The sequence below is a fragment of the Leptodesmis sp. genome (assembly GCF_052746595.1).
This window is the reverse complement of the sequence record NZ_JBRAGO010000074.1, coordinates 1-22,457: the sequence shown is the minus strand read 5'-3', so window position 1 is coordinate 22,457 and position 22,457 is coordinate 1. Positions and strand designations below refer to the sequence as shown.

The window sequence follows — 22,457 nt, the reverse complement described above, 5'->3', positions numbered from 1 at the left end:
GCTGATTTCTTTTGTGGCAGTGGCACCACCGGAGCTGTTGCCGAGCGGTTGGGGCGCAGGTGGTTGATGTGTGATTTGGGGCGGTTTGCCATTCACACCTCCCGCAAGCGGATGATTGAGCTGCAACGCAAGCTGCACAGTGAGGGCAAACCGTATCGCGCCTTTGATGTCTATAACTTAGGGCGCTACGAGCGGCAATGGTGGCAAAAAGACCGCTTGCAGGGTGCGGATGAAGAACATCGGCGGGTGGTTCTGGAATTCTTCAAAGCGGAAATCCTCACCAACCCACCCTCGCCCCTGCTGCATGGGCGCAAAGCTGGGGCATTTTGCCATGTGGATGGCATCGACTCCATATTTACCCGAGACGAGGCTAAACAGGTGGCGCAGGCGACGGCACAGGCGGGCGGGCGGGAGTGCTATTGCCTTGCCTGGGAGTTTGAAATGGACTTGCATCTGCTGGTGAATGCCTTGGCGCAGGAGTTGGGCGTGAAGCTGAAGCTGGTGCAGATTCCCCGCGAAATTATGGAGAAGAACCGCAAAGCACCGCCGCCGTTTTTGGAAGTGGCGGTATTGGCGGCGGAGGCGGTGTATGGTAACGCAACGACTGCAGTCGTTACTACGAACAAGGCTTGTGGTGAGGGCTTTAACACTCAACCCCGCACCGTAGACATCAAACTCACTCAGTTCCTTCCGTCCCTGGCCGAAGTCCCCACCAAAGAACTGGAAGCCATCAAAGAACGGGCGATCAAAAGCGGCTTTGATTTTATCGACTTTTGGGCGGTAGACTTCAACTGGCAACCAGGCAAACCCTTCAACCACGATTGGCAAGACTACCGCACCCGTAAGGATCGCAGCCTCAAAACCATCAGCGATGCCGGATACACCTACCCCGCACCCGGCAAATACACCGCCTGCGTCAAGGTTGTGGATATCTTCGGCTGCGACACCTCCATTACCGTAGAGGTAGAAGTATGAATGTTGAGGTTTGTAGTGAGGGCTTTAGCCATCATATTCCTCCAAATGCAACGACTGAAGTTGTTACTACAAACGTTGAGGTTGGAGGTACTTACTATTGCTTAAGATGCAGAGTAATTGTAAGGAGTTCACTAATGACTATCGCAACTGAAGTAACAAAAGAAAAAAAGGTTTGGACAGATGAAGAATTCATGGCACTCCCCCAGGACGGACATCGCTATGAAATTGTCGATGGAGAATTGATTGATATGGGAAATTCAGGGGCATTGCATGGCTATATCTGTAGCCTACTCGTAGCAGCCTTAGCCAGCTATGTCTTGTCCAAAAAACTGGGGGTTATTTTAGACTCCAGCACCGCCTTCAAGATGAAAAGTGGAAATCGCCGTTCCCCTGATATTTCTTTTTTTGCCAAAGAGCGACTGCAAGGCATGACCGAATTACCCACAGGTTTTCTAGAGGGCGCACCCGATCTCGCCGTTGAAGTACTCTCTCCAGGTAATACGGTGGAAGAAATTGATGAAAAAATCGCGGAATATTTTCAGAACGGTACCCGCTTAGTTTGGGTGATTAGCCCAACACAGCACTATATTTTGGTCTATCGCTGCGCCCAAGAACCCGATCGCCTGTTGAAATCCGTTGATTCTCTGGATGGAGAAGAGGTGATTCCCGGATTTACTTTCCCCGTGGCTGATCTATTTCAAAAGCTCTCATTCTAGGTTGGCTTATGTACGCTGTCATCTCCCGTGAAAAAATCCAGCTTCCCCCTGGTAGCGTCATGCGAATGCCCGGCACCTGGCAAGACTACTGCACCCTACGCGATAGTCGCGGCGATCGCTCCCTCCCCCGCATCAAGTATCGCAACGGAGAAATTTTGCTGATGAGTCCCCTCCCTCGCCACGGGCGCGAAGCCCATCTCCTAGCCAGGATTGTGGAAATCCTCCTGGATAGCGAAAATCGCAACTACGAAGCCTTTACCCCCATCACAATGGATATTCTCGATGCAGGGGCATTGAACCCGACTACTGCTTTCACATCGACAACTGGCAGGCAGCCCTCGGCCAAGACCACATCAATTGGCAGAGTGATCCGCCCCCGGATCTGGTGATTGAAATTGACGTGGCCACCTATACCGCTGCCGAAGATTATGCCCCCTACGGTGTCTCGGAAGTCTGGCTATTCAAAAAAAATGACTTAAAGATATATGCTCTGCAAGGGAAAACCTATGAACTGCAAACCCGCAGTCGCTATTTCCAGGGATAGATTTGCCTGAAATCATCACTCAAGTGTTAGCCGCCGCTGCTGAGCAAGGTACAGGTATTGCACTCCGCAACTTGCGGCAACAATTGATGCGCTAATGATGAGCTAACTCCTGCGATACCTTGATCACTGCAAATGCAGAGCTTTAGTGGATATGCAACAGCCTAACCTATGACTTCAACCCCTCTCAATCCCACCGTTCTTGAACCCCTGTTCGCCCCCTGGCAAGAACCCAACGCCCATCGCGTTCGGGCAGAAAAATCTGGCGACCCCGCTGTGGTGAAACAGGGACGCAGAGCCTCCTCGATCGAGGTAGTAAACAACCTACGGGCAGCCGTGCGGGAGTGGCGAGAAGCCTTTTATATCGGAGCCAGCGACACCACGATTCAATTGCTGAATCACTGGTTTAACCGCGCCCACCACAAAACTACCCCTGAAGGGGAAGAATCTGAGTTTCGTTACTACTTCTGCCAGCGAGAAGCGGTAGAAACCCTGATTTACCTGAAAGAAGTGCGGCGGATTGAGTGCCTATCGCAAATCATTGCCGAATTTGGCGGCACGAATGCGGAGTTGCAGGCCTTGGGCATCACCGAAGAGGAAGATGCCTGGAGCCGCTACGCCTTCAAACTGGCAACGGGGGCAGGCAAAACCAAAGTCATGAGCCTGTGCATCGTCTGGAGCTATTTCCATGCCCTACGCGAATCTGATTCAGAAATGGCGCGGCATTTTGTCGTCATTGCGCCTAACCTCACCGTCTACGAACGCCTCAAAGATGACTTTGGCAACGGGCGCGTCTTCGACGAAGACCCCCTGATTCCCCCGGAATGGCGCAGCGACTGGAACCTATCGGTGGTGCTACAGGACGAAGCCAGCGGAGCCGCGACGGGTGGGACGCTCTATCTCACCAATATTCATCGCCTCTACAACACTGCCAAACGCAAAAAGAACGCTGAGGACGACAATTACGCCTGGATGGGTCCCGTAGTGTCTAAGTCAAAAGCTCTCGATACAGGAGCCGCTTTACGAGACAGAATCACCGCCCATCGCCGGGTAATGGTACTCAATGACGAGGCACACCACGTTTGGGATTCCGGCTCTGCCTGGAACGAAGCCATCCGCACCCTGCACGAAACCATCCTGGCTCGCAGCGGCTGCAAACTGGTGGCCCAACTGGACTTCTCTGCCACCCCCAAAGACAACAAAGGGCAACTGTTCAAACATATTGTCTGTGATACGCCTCTGGGTGAAGCGGTGGATGCCGGAATTGTCAAAACCCCGATTATTGGCCAAGCCAGCCGCAAGCTAGTCGAACAAGCCGACGACAACGCCGCCTACCGCTGGGAACAGCATTTGCTTTTGGGCTATGAACGCTGGAAAGCCAGTAAAGCTGAGTGGGCAGCCAGCGGCAAAAAGCCCCTCCTGTTCATTATGTGCGACGATACCGAAGCTGCCGATCAAATTACCCAACGCCTCAATAGCGATCCCCTGTTTGAACAACTCAATGGCAAAACCATTAACCTGCACACCAACCTCAAGGGCAAGTTGAAGAAGGTCGGACGGGGTAAAGCGGCGCGGTATGAATTCGTCGAAGACGAAAAAGCCATCAGTGATGAAGACCTAAAGGCATTACGAAAACTCAGCCGCGAACTGGATAGCAACGCCAGTCCCTATTTTTGCATTGTCTCGGTGCTGATGCTGCGGGAAGGCTGGGATGTGCGCAATGTAACCACGATCGTGCCCCTGCGTCCCTACAGTTCCAAAGCCAACATTTTGCCAGAACAAACCTTGGGACGGGGCTTACGGCGCATGACTCCCCCCGGTCAAGCCAACGAGCTGGTGACAGTGGTAGAACATCCCGCCTTTGCCAGCCTTTATCAGCAAGAACTGGCCCAGGAAGGCTTGCCGCTGGAAATCGTGGAACTCGATCGCGTCCCCGCTACTACCATTTCCATCTTCCCTGATGAAGCCCATAAAGATGTGAATGCGCTGAATATCCAGATTCCCACCCTTTCCGCTGGCTTTCGGATTGTGCCCAAACTGGAAGGGTTGACAATTCAGGATGTGAAAAAGGCGTTCAAACCTTACAAACCCTTACCGTTAGGCAAACAGGGCAACAACGAAATTCAGTATGAGGGACGACACCTGTTTACAGGCGAAGTGGTGGAGAAACTGCAACTCAATCTACCGCTGTTAGCATCGGGGATTGGCGCAGTTTCCTACTACGTCAAGCAACTGGAAACGATTTGTAAATTGCGGGGACTGCATCCTATCCTCGCACCCCTGATCCAGACCTTCCTGGAAGAAATCTTGTTTGAACAGAAAGCAACTCTATTCGATCCGGCTCTAGTGGCTCGGTTAGCCGACTCCAATGTGGGGGAACACCTACGAGCAGTGTTTGTCCCCCTGATTCGCAGCCGCACCACCACCACCGAAGAACGGCTGATGGTTGAACCGCCCAAATCGCTCAATGCCTGGAAACCCTTTCAAGTCACCTTGAGCGAACGCCGTCCCGCCTTGGAAGCGGCTAAGACCCTGTTTAACCTCGTCACCTGCAATCGGGAGTTAGAAGTGGCCGTGGCGAAGTTCTGCGATCGCGCCTCCGATGTGGCAGCTTTTGCCAAAAACGCAGGTCCCCAGTGTTTGCGGATTGATTACTTGACCCATGGAGATAGACTAGCGTTCTACACCCCCGATTTCTTTGTTCGCACCCTTAATGGTCACTACTACCTGGTAGAAACCAAAGGACGCGAAGATCGGGATGTACCGTTGAAAGCCAAAGCCGCGATCGCTTGGTGCGAGGCAGCTTCTGGGGGAACGACTGAAGTCGTTACTACAAACCAAGGCGCTCGTAGTGCTGACTTTAGTCAGCAAAAAGTCGGTCAATGGCACTATCTCTACATTCCCCAAGGCGTGTTTGAACGCATGGCAGGCGATACCATTGCCGAACTGGCCCATGCCTGTGCCCCTGCTCTACAAAACCTACTCCAATCTGAGGAATTCCAAGACTTACCGCTGTTTGTCAATTTAGGGCAATCCGACGAAGAAGTTGCTACGGTGGATAGCCTGATTGACCCAGCCATTCTCAATGCGCTGCCTTCCCGCTATCGCCGCGCTGCTGATCAAGCCGTTATGCTCTATCGCTTTTTTGAAAACAAAGAAGGCATGAATTATGCTCCGGTCTTTACCGCCCTACTGGGTTCCATTGATGAAGTAGCAAAAGGCTTTCTGGTGCGGCGGCTGCAACCAGAGATGCCTGCTACGGTGGATGACCAAAAAGCTTGGTTTGCCCCGTATTTAGGTGGAGTCGATCGCAAATCCGAAGACTATTATCGAAAACTTGCTCAAAATCTGAAACGGACGCTGGTGTTTAATAACGGGCTGTCACTGATTGGCTTGCTGCGATCGTGCTTAGACTACGCTCTCAATGACACCACAAAAATAGGGGGAGTATTTGAGGCGCTGCAAACTCAGTTGCGGTTTCAGGGCGGACGTAAGTTTTTGGAAACCGTCACCCGCATCAATGATTTTCGGAATACCTACATCGCCCACCAGGAACAGGAGTTGACTGATAAAAACTTAGCTGAGCAAGAACTCAAAATCTGGATCGAGGCATTGCACATGATCGGCAAGTAAACGAAATGTCTTGCCCAGCGAGATAACAAATCGATGGAGCCGACCGCCGAGAGGTTATCTGTGGGGATTAAAAGTAATCTGCGGCGACTCATCTCGATCGATCACGTAAAGCGGAGTTTCCAATAAATTAAAGCCAGTCCCAACCAAGGCACCATAAATAAAGCCGTCGCGCACATTATCAAACTCACTGCGGAATAGCCAGAACAGGAGCAAGACTCCCAGCCCTTTTAAGGTTTCTTCCACCAACGGCCTGGCGATCGGTGCTGCCAGTCTTCTCCCGGCATCTCCACCCAAAATGGCTTTGATGTCAGGATAAACGGCCACAAAATCAGTCAGGCTTTTGAAGATCCAGCCATTAATCGGCATCGCCAGTCCGGTGGCGATTACGGCTCCCCATAGTACGGCAATCAGGTAAAGCCAGCGGGATTCTGGTTCGCATCGATCTAAAAACCACAGAATGGCCAGCGGAATCGGAGCCACCATCAGCGTCGCGAGAAAGCTGACACCAAAAACCTGAAGTGCCGCTGGGGAGAGTTTGACAAAATAGTTACGAAACAGGAACAGTAGGCTGCTGCCTAATAGCATTACCAGAACCAGCGTGGCAAAAATCGCATTTCTAGGACGGCTTAAGGGAGAGCCGTGGGGAATTTTGGCAACTTCTATTTTGGCAACTTCTGTGGATATCATGGCTACGAGGTAAAGGATGGGAGATACAGACAAGCCGTGGATAGTGACGACTTTGGAGAGTAAACTGCAGCGAATCTAGCTAGTTCACGACAGCCAAGGCACCTACTACGGTGGGTGCCCTGCTGCATGAAACTGAATCAAACTATCAGCGGTTACAGTCCCGGTCTGCTGTGTAGACGATCGCCCCATAGCGACCATCCGTTGTCCGAATGGCGACACAATTTCCGGTGCCCCGCTCCATCCAATAGGTGACACTGCTATCTGCGACCTGCCTGCTATTGCGAAATTCGTAGCCCCGTTGGGTAACGGTCTGTTCAGCCTGCCCTGCTCTCGCACCCACTAGATCTTCCAGGCCAGGGACGGAATCACCCGGTTGAGCAGTTGTATTAGATGGATTGGTGGATGGGTTGGTGGGTTTGGTTGTATTCGATTGATAGGCTTGTAGATCAGTAGAAAAGACCCAGCCCTGGAATTGAGGGTTATCCCGATAGGCCACCTGCACCAGGTTGGCGTCTGCGTGGACTGACAGCCCAGGTTACGCAGAACCGTGCCTTGGGGAACATTCCCCTTGACGACTTTAGAGAAAATCCCAGGTTTCTCTCTAAATCGGGTTCTGGTCGATGCCACCCAAAATTCTGGATCCTGACAAATTCCACCCGGCACTAATTCAGATCGCTGCCAGCGGTGTCTTGATCCTGCACGCACTGGATCACCTTCACCTTGTCACCGGGTACCCCATAGTGAGGTGTGCTGGAATTAATTGTGGGTTGCGATCGCACATTAATCCGAGTTGTAGAATTGCTGGCCTTTAATGTGGAAATGCCACGAGCTGCAACAGGTGAGGTAGAACTGCCACTATTTTGAGTTCCAGAATTTTTTCCATAGGGAGCCAGATCCCAGTAAACGTAGATGGATTCAGTGGCGAGGCGGTAAATTTGCCCTTTGTCACCCAGGCCGGACTGGCGATAGGCAGGACGACCATTTTGATCTCGATAATTTCCAGGATTATTGCCTACCGGAACCAGGTCATAGCGCTTGCCATTTTTCAACTGAATCCCTACAACCCCCTGCCGTTGCGAAAAGGTACAGAGGCCGGAGGAGGTGGCCCGATCTTCCCCTTTGGGGTACACATCACAGCGAGCCGTCACCGTGTCTGCTTTGGCTATTGCTGCAATACCAACAGAGGCGATCGCGGCGATCGCGGCTAAAAGCGCATTTGGAAGCTTCATTTAAAAAATTCCCTAACTTTACCAAGAATTGATAAACCCAACAAAATAAGGCTCCGTCGAGTGACCTGGCTCAATTCTCGTCGTTGGAAAGTTAGTGGGTTAAGCCAGAATAATCATACTTTGGGTAGTAGATAGGGATCGGACGATCACAACTTTCATTTAAGTATTCAAGGAAGGAGTTTTCTGTCAGCGATCGACTGTAAGGGCGAGTTTGATCAAAAGATGGACGGTTCAAGCGATCGCGACTTCTCAAACATCTTCTAAGGTTAGAAACTGTTTGTAAATGAATATTAAGATGCAGGAAATATGCTCTGGGATTGGACCCTCCCTACCCTCCTTAAAAAAGAGAGAAGCGAACCAGAATGCCTAAAGTCCCCCTTTTTAAGGGGAATTTAGGGAGATCGAAACATTGATTTACAAACAATCTCTTAAATACCTAACTTTTGTCGGATCACTTCATCTTTATCCCGGAAACCCACCAGCACAGCTTTTCCGTCTTTCACAAAGAGAGGCCGTTTGAGCAGCATAGCATCTTTGGCAAAGGCTTCCACCCACTCTGCCTCTGTCCAGTCATCCTTCTCACTGCCCAAAGCGCGATAGGACTGGCCGGAGGTATTTCGCATCGGCTTAAACCCAAGTTCCTGTACCCACTTCTGAATCATGGCTTTGCTAGGTGGTTGGTCTTTGGTGTTAATGAAGTCGTACTCCACACCGTTCAACTCTAACCAGCTAAAAGCTTTCTTACAGGTGCCACAATTGGAAATTCCGTAGACTTGTAGGGACATAGTTTGAGTCGTTGAGCCACAATTAATTGGAGACGTGCATTAGTCATTGGTCATCTGTTTAGCCACCTGTATTCGCTTTTCCTAACTTCTGCACCAGCGGCAAAAATATGGGTACTAAGTCAGCGCGGCTGGTGACTAGGGTGGGATAGGAGCGGCGACTGTAATCCGTTCCGGCGGCTAAAGGAAAAATGGGGGCTGAGTCCAGGGCAGTCCAGGTGGCTCCGGCAGCTTGAACGATCGCCCAAACCGCCGCAATATCCCAGATCTTGGGAGTGGCTTCAACTCCAGCCAGTGCCCATCCGGCAGCGACGGTCAGCAAATTGTAGGTGGCGACTCCTAACATGCGAATTTTGCAGGGAATGGGCTGCTGCAGGATAGAGGTACTGCGGGCGCACAGGTTAAAGAAATGATTGGGACTGGGATCATCTGGACTGGTATGGATCGGGTGGTGATTGAGAAAAGCTCCGGTTGGCCCGGTGAGTCCCAATTGCCCATACCAGTAGCCATAAAAGGACTGGCGTAAGGGCGGCAGATGGACGTAGCCAAATAAGGGCGTTCCCTGATACAACAATCCCAGGGAGATACCCCACAACGGCAACCCTCTGGCAAAGTTGGTGGTGCCGTCGATCGGGTCAATAATCCAGCACCATTCCGTACCGGAAAAGATATGGGCGACTTCTTCACTCAGTACGCCGTGGTCAGGAAACGTTTGCTGAATCGCAGTTCGCAGTTCTTCATCCGCCCAGCGATCGGCCTGTGTCACCAAGCTGCCATCGGCTTTTTCCGTCGTCTGCGCCTGTCCATAGTGCAGTAATTGAGTACCGACGCGATCGCATAGCGTTTCAGCGAAAGTCAGAACCGTTGACCAAAAATTCTCGGTTGTCATGCTGTTCAAGTAATTGAATAGGGCTAATCTCGATCGCTTTCGATCACGGCTGCGATGGCTTGCCTGGCCGTAGTCTGGAATTCCTGCACACTCACTCGTTGCAGCAGCACGATCGCAACCATCATGCAAAAGGCTTGCAAAGCAAACACCAGCCCGTAGGCCATCACTAAGTTACTGGTTAACCGTCTGCCCACGTCCAGGGTCGCGCCGCCGATCACCGTTGCCAGTCCCCGTGCGATCGCCTGAGATAAGCCCCAGGCTCCAATAAAGGTGCCAGCCGTTTCTGCTGCCGTTAGATCCAGCATCAGAGTAATGGCTCCGGTGGTCGTAATTCCTGATGCCAAGCCAAACACTAGCAGCACGAGTTGCAGAAATTTGGGATTCCCAGACGATCCAGCCAGAATCAGGAGCACCAGGGAAATCACCACCGCCTGACAGCCCAATTTTGCCGTCTGACGTTTGCCAATGCGGGGAGCCATGAAAAACCCGGCCCCGATAATGCCAATTAATGTTCCAGTGCCCCAGAAGGCATTCAGAGTGGCCGTGGAACCCGCCGCCAGTTTGAACACCTCCCCACCGTAGGGTTCCAGAATGGCATCCTGGAGAAATAACCCTAGCGTCATGGCTAGTAGGAAGGTGAAAAAAAAGCGCGTTTGTCGGTTGGCCGTCAAAATCCGCCATGCCCGCTGGAGAGTGATTTGTTCTTCTGGATCGATTTGAACCCGTTGAGCAAAGCGAGAATACTTGCGTTCCACTCCCCAAGTAGCAAGCAAGGCTAATCCAACCACAACCCAGGGCATGACCAGAAACAGTTGATTGATGCTGGCTTGCAGTGTTTCCAGAGAGGGATTATTGCCCAGTTGTCTGAGCATGATGCCAATGGTGATGCCGCCGACGATCGTGCCTGCAATCAACATCGCCCAATCAACGCCAACAATTTTGGAGCGATCCTCCTCATCGGTAATATCCACCAGCAGGGTGGCGAACGGGGTAGAACTGGCGCTCAGAGCAAGCCCATAAACCCCAAACAACGCAGCCAGGAGGGTGATCCAGGCATAGGTTGGCGTACTCCATCCGACCGTTTGCAAGCTTGCTCCCACTTGCCACATTACCTGTACGGCCGCAAACGCAATCACCGCCACACTGACGATTCCCGCCAACACATAGCCCGTGCGGTGCAATCCCCATAAGGGTTTGGTATCGGATAATTGCCCAAACACAACGCGGGAGGGGGCAACAAACAGGGTAACGGCCAGCACAACACTTGCGATCGTGGCGGGAACATCCAGTTCTTTAATCAACACCCGATTCAACAACCCAAATAGCAAGACTGACAGCATTCCCAATCCCATCTGGAACAGTCCCAGCCGCAGCATGGTGCCGATCGTGATCCGAGGCTTTTCCAACGAATTAAAAGATGACTCTGAAGGCTGACTGGTTTCCATAGCTGGCCAAGATTCTAAGAAGGCAAAATTCGAGTTTTTTAGTCAAGGAGTTTTCTGATCTACCAGGATAAGGCTCAGAGCCAGCTTCAGGACGAGTGCGTTAAAATATGAAGAAATATGAACCTCCTTGAATAAAACGTTGTTGAGAAAGTGGTAAACGCTGTGCAGACTATCACGCTTGGTTCCAATGGCCCTCAAGTTCCTACCCTGGGGATTGGCACCTGGGCCTGGGGAGATACCCTGTTCTGGAATTATGGCAAAGAGTATGGAGCGGAACAGGTACGAGGAGCCTTTTTTGCGGCCCTGGATGCGGGAGTAAATTTTTTTGATACGGCAGAGATTTATGGCCTAGGAGAGTCAGAGCGACTGATCGGGCAATTCATGAAAGAGGCCGATCGCCCCGTACAAATTGCTACCAAGTATTTCCCCTTGCCCTGGCGGTTTAGTGCTCAGGCCGTTGTAGATGCCCTCACTGCTAGCCTCAAGCGATTACAGGTAGATCACGTTGCTCTTTATCAGGTGCACTGGCCATTCGATTTTTTGATGAGCCAACAGACATTAATAAACGCTCTAGCCGATGAAGTGGAGAAAGGCCGCATTGGAGCGATCGGCGTGAGCAACTATTCCGCTGACAAGATGCGGCAGGCTCACAAATTCCTGGCCGATCGAGGCATCCCCCTAGCCGTGAATCAAATGAACTACTCCCTCCTGAACCGCCAAATTGAAACCAATGGAGTTTTAGATGCTGCCCGTGAGCTAGGTATTACCATTCTGGCCTACAGCCCTCTGGCCCAGGGATTACTCACCGGAAAATATACCCCTGACAGTTCCCCCTCCCTGACCGGAGCACGAAAGCTCGATCCTCGTTTCAGTCAGAAGGGGCTAGAAAAAATTTCCCCCTTAATCAAGGCTCTCCAACAAATTGGCGATGCTCATCAACGCACCCCAGCCCAAGTCGCTTTAAATTGGTTAATCGCTCAAGGCGGCGTGATCCCCATTCCCGGTGCCAAGACCGCCAACCAAGCCCAACAAAATGCCGGAGCCTTAGGTTGGAGCTTGAGTCCCGATGAAGTAACTCAATTGGATGAAATCAGCCACTCTTGCCGTTAGTCCTCCGAAATCGGGAAGGGTTGGTGCAAAAATCCCTGACACAGTGAAATTGACTTGATTAACGCAAGATCCTCAACTCTAACAAGCAGCACCTTTCGGGGGGCGTGGGGGAGTTAGGCCCCCCACAAAGCGGGGGGCCGGGGGGAAGTCCTCCGGGTCAGGTGTGAAAACGAAGCTAAAGATAGCTGTACGGCATAGCTCAGTTGAGAAGCAAAGGGGGAAGAAATCATTCGGTTATCAGAAGCAAAACTGTAACCCTTCCGATACACTGAAGGCAAAATTCGATATCCACTTTTAAGATGAAACTGTTTACCGATTGGGGCTTTAAGGCCGATAGCTGGCAGGGTCGCCGAGGCGAATACTGGGTACTGGTTCAGGGGCTGCTGATTCTAGGATTTGCCCTGCTGCCTGTCTATCGGCCTGCAAGCTGGAGTGCTCTAAAGCTGCCGCTGCTCTATGGAGTGTGGAGTGTGGCGGCTATTCTGGGTCTGATCGGGTTGGTGTTCCTGGTGAAGGGGTTAGTGGATCTAGGGAATAACCTCACCCCACTACCGCATCCACGGGAAGATGGGCAGTTAGTACAGTCAGGCGTATATGGATTCGTGCGGCATCCGATTTATAGTGGAGTGATTTTTGTCACGATCGCCTGGGCACTTTATCTGTTCAGCCTGTCTCACCTGCTGGGAGCCTGTGTGCTATTCCTTTTCTTTGATGCCAAAGCGCGGCGAGAGGAAATCTGGCTGGCCCAAACCTATCCCGATTACGGGGATTATCGGCAACGGGTTAAGAAATTTCTTCCCTGGCTCTATTAGAAATAGACGAACCCCGGTCAGTCCTTTACACTAATGGAGTTATTAGATCCTGTCCAGGTCGTGATACCCTCCAACTCAGGGAAAGGGAGCGATCGCGGTAAACTTACGATTTCTCTCTGCCAAATGTTTCTACCAGCCGATCGGGAGTTATGCATACAGTTCTGATTGTGGATGACAGTACTACCGTGCGGCAGATGGTTTCAGAGCAACTGAGAAAAGGCGGCTTTGAAGTGATGGAGGCTGTAGATGGGGAAGAGGCGATCGAGAAAATTCAGTCCCACCTCCCTGATCTGGTGATCACGGATATTGTGATGCCGCGTAAGAACGGGTACGACCTGACACGCTGGCTGAAGAGCAGTCCCAATACCAAACATATCCCGGTAATTATGTGTACCAGTAAAAGTGAAGAGTTTGATGTTTACTGGGGCATGAAACAGGGAGCCGATGCTTATATCACCAAGCCCTACCATCCACCAGATTTAATTGACGCGGTGAAGAAGTTGTTGCAGTAGAAGACAGCAGGGCCTGGTGGTGCAGCAAACACGGATCGCAATCCGAAATCCCGGATTTATCCTGCAAAGTTTTTGTTTAATTCCTTAAAGCAGGAGGATTATCCCGTAAATGCACAGGATAATCCTGCAAAAGTGGGTGCTTATCCAGCAGATCTGACGTTGAATACATAGTTCTGGCTCTAAATCGAGTCCTTGCACTTGTCTTTTGGAGACGTTTGCTCATTCTGAGCTTCCTACAGGGTGCGAGTGAATGGGGCGGTTCAATAAATTCTCATTATATTTGGAGGAAGAAATGCCGGAAATTCCAATGTTCAGTGAACTGTATGAAGGACGTGGTGTAAATCCAGATACTCTTCGGACTTTTAGTGTTGGGATAGACTTTGAACCACTTGTTTCCTTAGTTAATCCTTAAGGACAAGTTTCTACGTTGACAATGCAAACTGTCACTAATACCTCGGAATTGGCAAGTTCGCTTAATGTCAGTGCCTCTGCTGCTTTGACCACGATAAGAGGAGGGGGATCTGCTGAAGCAAAGTTTCTTCAACAGAGACAAGTAAATACCTACTATACCTATTCCTTAGTAAAAGTTTATGTAGAGAATCCATCAAAGCTTATACGCAATGTCGCCCTAAAAGAATCAGCAATCAAGAGACTGAAAGAGGGTGGATGGGATGAATTTGCTCAGGTCTATGGTACGCAGTATGTTGAAGGGTATATAACTGGTGGTACTTACTATGCTCTGATAGAGGTTCAGACGACAAACGCTGAAGAAAAACGGGAGATTAGTGCGAAGTTGAGTGGTAAATATTCGGGAGTTGGGGTCAAGGTTGATGGATCAGGAAAGGCACAAAGCAAGATGCGAGAAGCGACCGAAAATCGAACCACAAATGTTTATGTTTTTCAAGGTGGTGGAAGCGGTGATGTTTTAGAGGTAAACATTGAGGAAATGATTAAGCAAGCTCTGGACTTTCCAAAGCTTGTTAGCTGAGTGGTGCAGAAAACTTTTTTGAGTCTCATGATGGATAACCTGAACGACCAAAACAGCGCCTGAAACCCCTTGCCCTCGTTCGTTCGCCCGATAAAACTCAAGATCGCTGTCTCGGTGAGAATCCTTGATTTATAGGGGTTTCAGGAGTTTTCCGCACCACCAAGGCTTGTTAGAGACGCTTCTGTACCTATCAGGGCTATCACAAATGACTATAAATCAATTCAAAACGTTCCTTCTGTTCCTGTGGTTACTTCCAAGCAAAGAAGTATACTTGAGGGTCTGGGGAGATCATATATGAAACTGCGAGACTACAGAGCAAAATTAGAATTTGTCAGCGACAATATAGAATCGTTTGATGAGTATAGGGATCTTGGTCAGAGTGCAAAGCGACAGAAGAGAGAGGAATTGAATACCCATCGCGACAGGGTTTCGGATGCAATGCAGCTCATTGCTGATTCGGCAGATGAATGTGTTGATGACTCCAAGCAGTGCAAGATTCCCCCACTATCAGATGACTTATTCAAGCCTATTACTTTACCAAAAGGTCTAACGACAGATCTACCGACACGTATTAGTGGCACATCAGTAACAGTGCCAACTAAATTCTTCCTCTTTGGCAAAGTTGCAAGAATATGATGTTCTGAATCAGGATAGATTTGAGGTTAAGGTAAAGCTATCGACAGCTATTTCTGAAACGAACTTGCCAGGTGCTGCAAGATTTATAGGTTTGGGAATTTCTTCAACCAAGAGTGGCAAAACAGTTTCTATCGTGAGTGGAATTACTTCTAACGGTCGTCTACTTATTGCTAATGCTTCGGGTGCTCCTAATTCGATTTACAAACCTAATCCTGGAGATACAGTTTATCTCAAAATCACAAAACAGGCTGGTGAATTCGATTTACTCCTTAGCCGCGATGGGTTATCCTTTGAATCTTTGCTTAAAAGGAAATTAGCAGATCTTGGTTTTCCCGTGGATGATACCTATAAAGTTTTCTTGGGTGGTAATTCTACTGATTCAACACCAATATCAGGCAAATTCTCTGATTTGATAATCAGATAATAGTTTTGAGGTTGGAGGAATAATTTAGCCTGTTTTGATTCTAGTACCTCGTCTGCTTGGAGGAGGTATTTTATTTTGTTGCAATCAATTGCTTGGGTATTGCTTGCCATAATGATCGGTACATGAGCGATATTGTTAAGTGGAGAAGTAAAGTCGGGGAAGTTCTTACCATAGGATTTAGTAATGGATAGAAACACTATAAAACGGCAACAGCTACTTGAAGCAGTCAATGCTCTTCCTGATGAAGTGCTGATAGAGCTTGCTAGTTTCCTTGACTATCTTCGCTATAAATCAGCCCATCAAAGAGAAGCAACCACTCACTCTTCTAGTTTTCTGCTGGCAATTGCAGGCTTAGGCAACTCTGATCAACAGGATGTTTCAGAGCGTGATGAGGAGATTCTATGTAACGAAGTTAATCCAATTTATGGCTGGAATCTCAAGCCGAGTGAATCAGCATGACAGCACTCCTCGACACCAGTTTTTGTTTGCGTTGACTGACCAGAGCGATCGCAATCATCAGCGAGTATTAACTATCGCCCAAAGTGTAAATGAACCATTGGTGCTGCCTGTAGTTATTTTGCCTGAAGTCTGCTACCTGATTGCATCAAGATTGGGTCATCAAGCGATGCGTCGTTTTGTATCCAGCATGACACCTAATACGGCTCAAGTTGAAGCTGTACTCCCAGAGGATTTAGTACGGGTGCATGAGATTTTGGAACAGTATGCTGATAATCAGCTTGATTTTACAGATGTCGCGATTGTTGCTATTGCTGAAAGGCTAAACATCACTCGCGTTTATACGGTTTATACGCTTGATCGGCGAGATTTTTCGATTATTCGTCCAAGCCACTATGACTACTTTGAGTTATTGCCCTAAAATGCCAGCTAACGTTTCCCTTCAGCGGCGGCTAGTAACCTTTGCATCTCCACCGGGATTTCTCAACCGTCCGCTGCAAGGGGAACGTTAGCATTCCATTGGCTGACTTACCTTAAAATGAAGTAAAGTGTCAATCGTTCGACAACGATGTGCTGCATTGAGGGTAGATTGTATTTGTTTTTTGTAGATTGTATTTGTTTTTTAGAGATAACCATTAGCAGCCGTTCCTGATGACCTCCAAATGTCCCATAGCGATAGCTATGGCATTCCTGGCAATCTGGATAGCTATCTTGTACGCTGGATCTGACCGACCACCTCCCCTTGGGCTTCTTTGGCTAGTTCCTCTCCTTATTGCGTGTGCTGTAGCGGTGTATCTGCGAGTGCCAGTGTATACATCATGGTCTAGATCACACCAGCCGCGCCGCATTCTTCGAGTAGTACTTGAAGGTTTTGTTGCCGGAAGCGTCCTAGGAGTAATTACTTTCCTGTTTCCTTTCACAGGAGAACCAAGCATTCCGTCTAGGGGTATTGCGGATGTCTTGACTTGGATTGCAGTTCTATCTGTCGTGTGCATAGCAAACACCATAGTGCTGTATAGTCTCACTTCAGTTCCCCTAAAAGCTAGACGTTGAGAGTAACAACTCATCCGATCAGTGTGATTAAATGCTGCCACACCGACTCTAGTGGAACATTTCCTGGATCAGTGGGTTTAGGAAAGCGTCATCAGCCTAGTGAGTTTTTTCCCTTTCTTCCTGATTGTGGGTGTGATGTTCTGGCAGAGCGGCATCTGGGAGCGGAATGTGATTCGAGAACAGCTTGCCGATGAACAGGATCCTGGGATTACGCCGGAAGAGTATGAAGCCGTGAAGCGCGATCGCAGCTTCCGCACCCGCCGCATTCAAAACACTAATCGCCGCACATCAGCCGCGATCGTCCGCGTGCAAAACGAACTTGCCTTTAGTAAATGGCGGGTACAACAGCAGGGGCAGGATGTTGAAACTGATCTCCTGGTAATGTCCTGGCGCGATGAATTGATGCGGTTGCGAGAAACTAAAGCTGTAATCGCGACCCTCTAATAGAGATAAATCAAACCTTTCTGGTCTACGTTGATGGTTTGAGCGGAGTTGCCCGACTTGGTGGAGGTTTTTACGCCGACGATGATTTTGTTACTAGATGTTTTGACGTCTAAAGATACGCCGATGGGTTTGGGGGGTCAGGCGTTTTAGCAAGCGAAGCCTGCAAATCCATTGGTAAGGAGAGGTAGCTGGTATGTAATCGGCCAAAAGTGATACTTTTTCCTGGTGCAACGGGTCGATCGCCTACCGCAGGTACGATCGAAGCCACTACGGGCACTGTTGTCTGGCTAATGACTCGAATTTGAATCGGTTTATTGGGATTCACCTTTGCGATCGCAGGGCGGCGATCGTTCTGCTGCAGTTCGACTGGAGTAGATTGATTTCCCTGAGCCACCACCAGTTGAGTTGTCGCCACCGCACTCAGGGTCAGCAATCCTGCTAAAGCGACAGGGAGCAATTTCATGGATCTTCTCCTTCACCAGTTAAGTATCTGTAATATTCTCCATCAAACGGTCTACAGTTATAGACTCAATTGCAGCTATCGATGTTTTTTGGGTTTATGTTGCTATTCCTTCGCCCGCTTCGGTTTGCCATCCGGTTGGCGCTCATCAGTTTCATCACCTTCGCGTTAGTTGTGAGTTGGAGCACGATCGCCCACAGCCAACTGCCCTCACTGCCCACAGGTGCCTCCGATCGGCTCAATCTGCCCTCAGAGGTGAGCCAGAAGGGCGAGTGCGAAACGGCTCCTGTGCAATCGCCCCTGGATGGCAAGGTGTTGTTTACACTCACCTCTCCGACCATCTTCAATCGCGACAATATTCCTGAAGGAAAGCTTCCGGTTGAAATTCGGGCACACGAAGTCAATGAGCGATTGTGGCGAGTGTTGAACCGCACCACCCTAGCCAAACAAACTCCCACAGTGACGATTGCCACGTTGAATAATCGCCCAATTATTCAGATCAGTAACGATCGTTCTTCGCGGCCCATACGCCTGGTAACGGTGACAGAACCCGATGCGGACTGGAATGGCAAAAGCTTGGATGAATTAGCCCAGGAATGGCAGAACGTCATTCAAGATGAGGTGATTCGGTTCAGACAACTGGCGACCACCTGAGGTGATTATTCGGCGCGTGATCCAGGCTTTGCAAATCCTGCTGGGATTACTCCTGACCAGTGGGTTGATCTGGTTACTGCGACGACTTCTAACTCGCAGGCAAGCAATTTTAACAACCCGTTACCAACAACTGACTGCGATCGCCGCCGCAGAGAAAGTCCAACCATCAGAACCTTCAGATGGATCAGACATCTCTGAAGGGGAAGAAACAGAAGCCAGAAAAATCCTGGATTTGCGATCGCGCTTTTTAGCCACCGTGCAGCACTAATTTAGCCTGAAGCGGCAATTAGACCTGAACAAATTTCTGAAATGGGCACTGTTCTGGATTTTCATCGTGATGTGGTATGTCGGCATCGCTCAAATCATGTCCACTGTACCGGTCTTGATGCGGTGGAGTTTGTACGTCTGGGCAACCCCCTTTGCCTTGATCGTGATTTGGTTTGGCATCAGTTTAGCCATCCGAATTTGCAAGAGCTTAATCGATCGGTTCTCCCATTCATGGAAAGTTAACCCAGCACCAACCCTCGGGGAAACCCAACGCACTGCTCTGAGAAGTAACACGATCGCCGAAGCACTCAAAGGATTTATAACATTTGTGCTGATCATTGTGGGAATTGTGATCACCTTGGGGCTGTTCAATATTCCCACAACCTCAATTTTGGCAGGCGGGGCAGTACTTGGTTTAGCCATTTCCTTTGGCACCCAAAGTTTGATCAAAGACCTGGTCAACGGTTGCTTGATTTTAATTGAAGATCAGTTTGCCGTTGGCGATGTGATTCAAATTGGTGACAAGAGTGGGTTGGTCGAAAATCTTAATCTACGAGTGACTCAACTCTGCAACAGCGAAGGGAAACTGATCACGATTCCCAATAGCAACATTACCAATGTCAGTAATTTAACTCGGCTCTGGTCACGGGTTGATTTTTCCATTTTGGTGGCCTATGAAAACGATCCGAAACAGGTGCTGGATGTTCTGCGGCAAGTCTCGCAGCAGATGTATCACGAACCCGAATGGCGCGATCGCATACCCGAACCACCCAATGTGTTGGGCATTGACGATCTATCGCACATGGGAATGTTAGTCCGAGTCTGGTTAAAACCGTACCGATGGAACAATGGAGCGTGGGGCGCGAGTTTCGGTTGCGAGTACGGCAGGCATTTGCGGCAAACAGCATCTAAATTGGTCGGCCTCAAGGAATTACATTCAACACCGATTTGATTAATCCCCAGGTTGAGTTGGTTGCTTCTCCAAAAGCGGCTACAAACCAGGGAAATTAGGCGGATTCTGAGAACGATGCCAATTTTGGCCAGAAACCCGGTTTCTACATGCTGTACGTTCTAGCATTCAGTTAAGCCCCCAAACTGAAATGTGCCGTGGTTCCATAGGAAGATATAGTCATGTCGCTTGCTTATATTGTCTGCTGGAGGAAAGTATGTCTCAGGAACCGCCCCTGCAACCCGATGCCAATCCCTCTAAAACCCAAAACCCTCCTGCGGTTGATGCCAGCTTTGAAATAGTCGATACAGCAGACAGCACAGACTCGCTGCAGGTTGAATCCACAGTTGAAGTAGAGCCAGTTGCAGCACAGCCACAACCTACCGCCCGCCCCGTGCCCCCCGCAGCCCGATCGCCCCAGGTCAAAAGCCAGACCCTGCAAAAACTCCAGCAGTTCCTGCAAATTGCCCTACCCAAAGTAAAAGCCGCCGCGATCGCTATCTACAACGCCACCCTTTACACCTTAAGCCTGCTTCGTATCGGAGCACAGAAATTCTGGGCCTGGTGGAACCGTGTCCTGCCCTCAATTCGCAGGCTCCTACCCGCTTCTCTGCAAACCCTACCCGATGTCGTCTTAACCGGAGCGATCGCCACCCTCCTGCTACTCCTTCTCTGGATCACTACCTCTCTCTTCTTCCCCAAACCCCCGCCTCAGATCGCCACCTCCCCACCTCCCCTAGCGTCCTCACCCACCCCCACCTCCTCCACTCCCGCCCAACCCCCGATCGCCCTCATCCAGGATCAGGTTGCTGAAATCACCAACCAGTATGCCAATGGACTCGTTCAGTCTGTGCAGGCTAACTTTCGGGCCAGTCGGTTAACCGTTAACGTGGGTGAAGGGTGGTATGGCCTCAGCGAAAACCAGCAGAGCAAGCTAGCCAACGACCTCCTGAAACGTACCCAACAACTCAATTTCAGCAAACTGGAGCTAACAGACTCAGAAGGTACTCTGGTGGCCCGTAGTCCGGTAGTTGGGCGGGAGATGGTGATTCTGCGATCGGCAAAACCCCAGACGATGGATGATGGGATGACAGGATGAAGGGTAGATGAGTGGGTGAGTGACGGCTTTGCATTGCCAGTTACCCCCCGATTCTGAGTCCCTGATCCCTAATCCCCAACTTTAATTGCTAATTACTGCAAGGCTTGGCTCAACAGCTGGTGGTTCGCGTTATGCTGCATGGATAGGGGATTGTGCCGAACCTGCCAGCATTATGGATACTCAGCCGTCGATGCCGCCTGCTGCCAACGAAGTTAATGAAACGCATGGGAACACACCAGAGATGGGAGGCGGATTGCCTGTCATTGAGTATTGGGTCAGGCATACCCTGTCGCCGGAAGGCCCGAAGTTGTGGAAGACGTTATTCCATAAGAGTGCCTGTCTCTCTTGTGCCTGGGGGACGGGGGGCCAGAAGGGTGGGTTTACCAATGAAGATGGCGAAGTGCTGCAGCGCTGTATGAAAAGCGTAGAGGCAATTTCAGCCGAAATTCAGCCGCCTGTTCCCACGCAGGTTTTTGCCGATCGCTCGATCGCTGAACTCCAACAACTCTCCTCCCTGGAAGCCGATCTCCTGGGACGCTTGAGTATTCCAGTGATTTTGCGGGCGGGTCAGTCGTACTATGAGCGGATTTCCTGGGGCGAGATTTATGCGATCGCCACTGCGGCTTTCCAGAAACCTCCAGAGCGGATTGCCTCCTACAGTTCCGGGCGGGGTTCCAATGAAGCAGCCTTTTTGCTGCAACTGCTCTTACGCACCCTGGGTTCCAATAATCTGGTGGACTGCTCTGATCTGTGCCATGCGCCTTCTACCGTTGGGCTGAAACAGATGTTTGGCACGGGCACCTGATCGTCAGCCTGGAAAGTTTGAAGCAGGCAGATTGTGTGGTGCTGGCTGGGTCAAATGCCGCCTATAACCATCCCCGGTTGATGAATGAGTTAATCAAGCTGCGCGAGCATGGTGGCCATGTGATTGTAATTAATCCGGTGCAGGAAATCGGTTTAATCAAATTTGCGTCTCCGGCCTTTCCCATCAAATCTCTGCTGGCGGGATCCGAGATTGCCTCGCTGTATCTGCAGCCGATTCCCGGCAGTGATGTGGTGCTGTTCGTCGGAATTCAAAAAGCGTTGATCGAACAGGGCCAGGTGCGGCAGGATTTTCTGGAAGCCCATACTGAAGGCTGGGAGGCCGTGCTGGAACAGGCTCGATCACACTCCTGGGAGGCGATTACTGCCACCTGTGGTATCTCTCAGGCTGAGATCGAAGCCGCCGCCCGGATCATTAGCCAGTCGCAACGAGTGGTGTTTGCCTGGGCAATGGGAATTACGCAACAAGCGAATGGAGTGGATAACGTCTACAGCATTGCCAACACAGCACTGATTACGGGAAATGCTGGACGCATGGGAACGGGAGTGATGCCGGTGCGGGGACACCCCAATGTGCAGGGATTTGGCTCCATGGGCGTGACGGTGAGGCTGCGGGAGGAAATTAAGCAGGCGTTAGAGCAGTTGCTGGGCCGATCGCTGAATTTGCCCAAAGGCTACCACACCCGCGATCTGATTGAAGCGGCAGAGGCTGGTAAAGTCGATAGTCTGATCTGTGTCGGGGGAAATCTCTATGGCGCCAATCCCGATTCTGAGCAGGCAAAACGAGCACTGGGCAACATTGACACGATCATCTATCTGTCTACCTAAATCCGTCGCAGTGCTCCGCCCATAGCCGCAGGCTTGGGGGGAGGTG

27 protein-coding genes are annotated in these 22,457 nt (G+C 50.3%); 20 read left to right on the top strand and 7 right to left on the bottom strand.

Going from position 1 to position 22,457, the window contains the following annotated elements; translation table 11 throughout:
• The 5 genes from ACUVQO_RS16015 to ACUVQO_RS15995 all read left to right on the top strand — a co-directional run.
• The coding region (locus ACUVQO_RS16015; protein WP_445926847.1) for a DNA methyltransferase at positions 1-975 on the top strand (975 nt) is incomplete at its 5' end.
• Positions 976-1,109: 134 nt separating this feature from the next.
• On the top strand, positions 1,110-1,691 hold the full coding sequence (locus tag ACUVQO_RS16010; protein ID WP_445926846.1) for a Uma2 family endonuclease: 582 nt from the start codon (positions 1,110-1,112) through the stop codon (positions 1,689-1,691).
• Between the two features lie 8 nt (positions 1,692-1,699).
• Positions 1,700-2,080 carry a hypothetical protein gene (locus ACUVQO_RS16005; protein WP_445926845.1) on the top strand — a complete coding sequence of 127 codons (381 nt, stop codon included), beginning with the start codon at positions 1,700-1,702 and terminating at the stop codon, positions 2,078-2,080.
• Positions 1,984-2,235 carry a Uma2 family endonuclease gene (locus ACUVQO_RS16000; RefSeq protein ID WP_445926850.1) on the top strand — a complete coding sequence of 84 codons (252 nt, stop codon included), beginning with the start codon at positions 1,984-1,986 and terminating at the stop codon, positions 2,233-2,235. The genes ACUVQO_RS16005 and ACUVQO_RS16000 overlap by 97 nt, the downstream gene beginning before the upstream one ends.
• A gap of 168 nt (positions 2,236-2,403) precedes the next feature.
• A complete protein-coding gene (locus ACUVQO_RS15995) occupies positions 2,404-5,865 on the top strand; it encodes a DEAD/DEAH box helicase (protein WP_445926844.1) in 3,462 nt (1,153 codons plus the stop codon).
• A 54-nt stretch (positions 5,866-5,919) separates the two neighbouring features.
• Here ACUVQO_RS15995 and ACUVQO_RS15990 read toward each other — a convergent pair whose 3' ends face one another.
• The 6 genes from ACUVQO_RS15990 to ACUVQO_RS15965 all read right to left on the bottom strand — a co-directional run bounded on the left by ACUVQO_RS15990 (position 5,920) and on the right by ACUVQO_RS15965 (position 10,858).
• Positions 5,920-6,585, bottom strand: a complete 666-nt coding sequence (locus tag ACUVQO_RS15990) for a PrsW family glutamic-type intramembrane protease (protein ID WP_445926843.1) — start codon at positions 6,583-6,585, stop codon at positions 5,920-5,922.
• 112 nt (positions 6,586-6,697) lie between these two features.
• Complete coding sequence (locus ACUVQO_RS15985; protein WP_445926842.1) at positions 6,698-7,054, bottom strand: hypothetical protein; 357 nt, start codon at positions 7,052-7,054, stop codon at positions 6,698-6,700.
• A 160-nt stretch (positions 7,055-7,214) separates the two neighbouring features.
• Positions 7,215-7,781 (bottom strand): SH3 domain-containing protein, encoded by a 567-nt coding sequence (locus ACUVQO_RS15980; protein WP_445926841.1) that lies wholly within the window; start codon positions 7,779-7,781, stop codon positions 7,215-7,217.
• A gap of 428 nt (positions 7,782-8,209) precedes the next feature.
• Positions 8,210-8,566: a Spx/MgsR family RNA polymerase-binding regulatory protein gene (locus tag ACUVQO_RS15975; RefSeq protein ID WP_445926840.1), complete on the bottom strand. Its 357-nt coding sequence runs from the start codon at positions 8,564-8,566 to the stop codon at positions 8,210-8,212.
• 58 nt (positions 8,567-8,624) lie between these two features.
• Entirely contained in the window at positions 8,625-9,452 is an 828-nt protein-coding gene (locus tag ACUVQO_RS15970) for an inositol monophosphatase family protein (protein ID WP_445926839.1), read from the bottom strand.
• A 23-nt stretch (positions 9,453-9,475) separates the two neighbouring features.
• Positions 9,476-10,858, bottom strand: a complete 1,383-nt coding sequence (locus ACUVQO_RS15965; RefSeq protein WP_445926838.1) for a BCD family MFS transporter — start codon at positions 10,856-10,858, stop codon at positions 9,476-9,478.
• A gap of 201 nt (positions 10,859-11,059) precedes the next feature.
• Here ACUVQO_RS15965 and ACUVQO_RS15960 point away from each other — a divergent pair, with 201 nt between their 5' ends.
• The 9 genes from ACUVQO_RS15960 to ACUVQO_RS15920 all read left to right on the top strand — a co-directional run bounded on the left by ACUVQO_RS15960 (position 11,060) and on the right by ACUVQO_RS15920 (position 17,332).
• Positions 11,060-12,007, top strand: coding sequence for an aldo/keto reductase (locus ACUVQO_RS15960; RefSeq protein WP_445926837.1), 948 nt, complete (start codon positions 11,060-11,062; stop codon positions 12,005-12,007).
• 299 nt (positions 12,008-12,306) lie between these two features.
• Positions 12,307-12,819, top strand: a complete 513-nt coding sequence (locus ACUVQO_RS15955) for a methyltransferase family protein (protein ID WP_445926836.1) — start codon at positions 12,307-12,309, stop codon at positions 12,817-12,819.
• Positions 12,820-12,968: 149 nt separating this feature from the next.
• Positions 12,969-13,331 carry a response regulator gene (locus tag ACUVQO_RS15950; protein ID WP_445926835.1) on the top strand — a complete coding sequence of 121 codons (363 nt, stop codon included), beginning with the start codon at positions 12,969-12,971 and terminating at the stop codon, positions 13,329-13,331.
• Between the two features lie 433 nt (positions 13,332-13,764).
• Positions 13,765-14,319, top strand: a complete 555-nt coding sequence (locus tag ACUVQO_RS15945; RefSeq protein ID WP_445926849.1) for an MAC/perforin domain-containing protein — start codon at positions 13,765-13,767, stop codon at positions 14,317-14,319.
• A 294-nt stretch (positions 14,320-14,613) separates the two neighbouring features.
• Positions 14,614-14,955 (top strand): hypothetical protein, encoded by a 342-nt coding sequence (locus ACUVQO_RS15940; RefSeq protein ID WP_445926834.1) that lies wholly within the window; start codon positions 14,614-14,616, stop codon positions 14,953-14,955.
• Positions 14,933-15,379 (top strand): hypothetical protein, encoded by a 447-nt coding sequence (locus ACUVQO_RS15935; protein ID WP_445926833.1) that lies wholly within the window; start codon positions 14,933-14,935, stop codon positions 15,377-15,379. The genes ACUVQO_RS15940 and ACUVQO_RS15935 overlap by 23 nt, the downstream gene beginning before the upstream one ends.
• 183 nt (positions 15,380-15,562) lie before the next feature.
• Positions 15,563-15,838, top strand: coding sequence for a hypothetical protein (locus ACUVQO_RS15930; RefSeq protein ID WP_445926832.1), 276 nt, complete (start codon positions 15,563-15,565; stop codon positions 15,836-15,838).
• Entirely contained in the window at positions 15,804-16,256 is a 453-nt protein-coding gene (locus ACUVQO_RS15925) for a type II toxin-antitoxin system VapC family toxin (RefSeq protein ID WP_445926831.1), read from the top strand. Before ACUVQO_RS15930 ends, ACUVQO_RS15925 begins: the two co-directional genes overlap by 35 nt.
• Positions 16,257-16,987: 731 nt before the next feature.
• Positions 16,988-17,332, top strand: coding sequence for a hypothetical protein (locus tag ACUVQO_RS15920; RefSeq protein ID WP_445926830.1), 345 nt, complete (start codon positions 16,988-16,990; stop codon positions 17,330-17,332).
• 109 nt (positions 17,333-17,441) lie between these two features.
• Here the strand turns inward: ACUVQO_RS15920 and ACUVQO_RS15915 are convergent, their stop codons facing one another.
• A complete protein-coding gene (locus ACUVQO_RS15915; RefSeq protein ID WP_445926829.1) occupies positions 17,442-17,795 on the bottom strand; it encodes a hypothetical protein in 354 nt (117 codons plus the stop codon).
• Positions 17,796-17,891: 96 nt separating this feature from the next.
• Between ACUVQO_RS15915 and ACUVQO_RS15910 the strand changes: the two genes are divergently transcribed.
• From ACUVQO_RS15910 to ACUVQO_RS15885, 6 genes are all read left to right on the top strand, one after another.
• On the top strand, positions 17,892-18,446 hold the full coding sequence (locus ACUVQO_RS15910; protein WP_445926828.1) for a hypothetical protein: 555 nt from the start codon (positions 17,892-17,894) through the stop codon (positions 18,444-18,446).
• A 1-nt stretch (position 18,447) separates the two neighbouring features.
• Entirely contained in the window at positions 18,448-18,714 is a 267-nt protein-coding gene (locus ACUVQO_RS15905; RefSeq protein ID WP_445926827.1) for a hypothetical protein, read from the top strand.
• A gap of 69 nt (positions 18,715-18,783) precedes the next feature.
• On the top strand, positions 18,784-19,665 hold the full coding sequence (locus tag ACUVQO_RS15900; RefSeq protein WP_445926848.1) for a mechanosensitive ion channel family protein: 882 nt from the start codon (positions 18,784-18,786) through the stop codon (positions 19,663-19,665).
• A gap of 214 nt (positions 19,666-19,879) precedes the next feature.
• Complete coding sequence (locus tag ACUVQO_RS15895; protein ID WP_445926826.1) at positions 19,880-20,761, top strand: hypothetical protein; 882 nt, start codon at positions 19,880-19,882, stop codon at positions 20,759-20,761.
• 172 nt (positions 20,762-20,933) lie between these two features.
• Entirely contained in the window at positions 20,934-21,566 is a 633-nt protein-coding gene (locus tag ACUVQO_RS15890; RefSeq protein ID WP_445926825.1) for a molybdopterin-dependent oxidoreductase, read from the top strand.
• Positions 21,512-22,411, top strand: a complete 900-nt coding sequence (locus tag ACUVQO_RS15885; RefSeq protein WP_445926824.1) for a molybdopterin-dependent oxidoreductase — start codon at positions 21,512-21,514, stop codon at positions 22,409-22,411. Before ACUVQO_RS15890 ends, ACUVQO_RS15885 begins: the two co-directional genes overlap by 55 nt.
• Positions 22,412-22,457 lie beyond the last annotated feature (46 nt).

What these genes read in the sequence shown, in the direction of transcription:
- ACUVQO_RS15950 (WP_445926835.1), top strand. Translation starts at nt 12,969, where the DNA reads ATGCATACAGTTCTGATTGTGGATGACAGTACTACCGTGCGGCAGATG.
- ACUVQO_RS15945 (WP_445926849.1), top strand. Translation starts at nt 13,765, where the DNA reads ATGCAAACTGTCACTAATACCTCGGAATTGGCAAGTTCGCTTAATGTC.
- ACUVQO_RS16005 (WP_445926845.1), top strand. Translation starts at nt 1,700, where the DNA reads ATGTACGCTGTCATCTCCCGTGAAAAAATCCAGCTTCCCCCTGGTAGC.
- ACUVQO_RS15890 (WP_445926825.1), top strand. Translation starts at nt 20,934, where the DNA reads ATGGATACTCAGCCGTCGATGCCGCCTGCTGCCAACGAAGTTAATGAA.
- ACUVQO_RS15970 (WP_445926839.1), bottom strand. Translation starts at nt 9,452, where the DNA reads ATGACAACCGAGAATTTTTGGTCAACGGTTCTGACTTTCGCTGAAACG.
- ACUVQO_RS15895 (WP_445926826.1), top strand. Translation starts at nt 19,880, where the DNA reads ATGTCTCAGGAACCGCCCCTGCAACCCGATGCCAATCCCTCTAAAACC.
- ACUVQO_RS16010 (WP_445926846.1), top strand. Translation starts at nt 1,110, where the DNA reads ATGACTATCGCAACTGAAGTAACAAAAGAAAAAAAGGTTTGGACAGAT.
- ACUVQO_RS15955 (WP_445926836.1), top strand. Translation starts at nt 12,307, where the DNA reads ATGAAACTGTTTACCGATTGGGGCTTTAAGGCCGATAGCTGGCAGGGT.
- ACUVQO_RS15915 (WP_445926829.1), bottom strand. Translation starts at nt 17,795, where the DNA reads ATGAAATTGCTCCCTGTCGCTTTAGCAGGATTGCTGACCCTGAGTGCG.
- ACUVQO_RS15995 (WP_445926844.1), top strand. Translation starts at nt 2,404, where the DNA reads ATGACTTCAACCCCTCTCAATCCCACCGTTCTTGAACCCCTGTTCGCC.
- ACUVQO_RS15940 (WP_445926834.1), top strand. Translation starts at nt 14,614, where the DNA reads ATGAAACTGCGAGACTACAGAGCAAAATTAGAATTTGTCAGCGACAAT.
- ACUVQO_RS15980 (WP_445926841.1), bottom strand. Translation starts at nt 7,781, where the DNA reads ATGAAGCTTCCAAATGCGCTTTTAGCCGCGATCGCCGCGATCGCCTCT.
- ACUVQO_RS15975 (WP_445926840.1), bottom strand. Translation starts at nt 8,566, where the DNA reads ATGTCCCTACAAGTCTACGGAATTTCCAATTGTGGCACCTGTAAGAAA.
- ACUVQO_RS15910 (WP_445926828.1), top strand. Translation starts at nt 17,892, where the DNA reads ATGTTGCTATTCCTTCGCCCGCTTCGGTTTGCCATCCGGTTGGCGCTC.
- ACUVQO_RS15900 (WP_445926848.1), top strand. Translation starts at nt 18,784, where the DNA reads ATGTGGTATGTCGGCATCGCTCAAATCATGTCCACTGTACCGGTCTTG.
- ACUVQO_RS15925 (WP_445926831.1), top strand. Translation starts at nt 15,804, where the DNA reads ATGGCTGGAATCTCAAGCCGAGTGAATCAGCATGACAGCACTCCTCGA.
- ACUVQO_RS15930 (WP_445926832.1), top strand. Translation starts at nt 15,563, where the DNA reads ATGGATAGAAACACTATAAAACGGCAACAGCTACTTGAAGCAGTCAAT.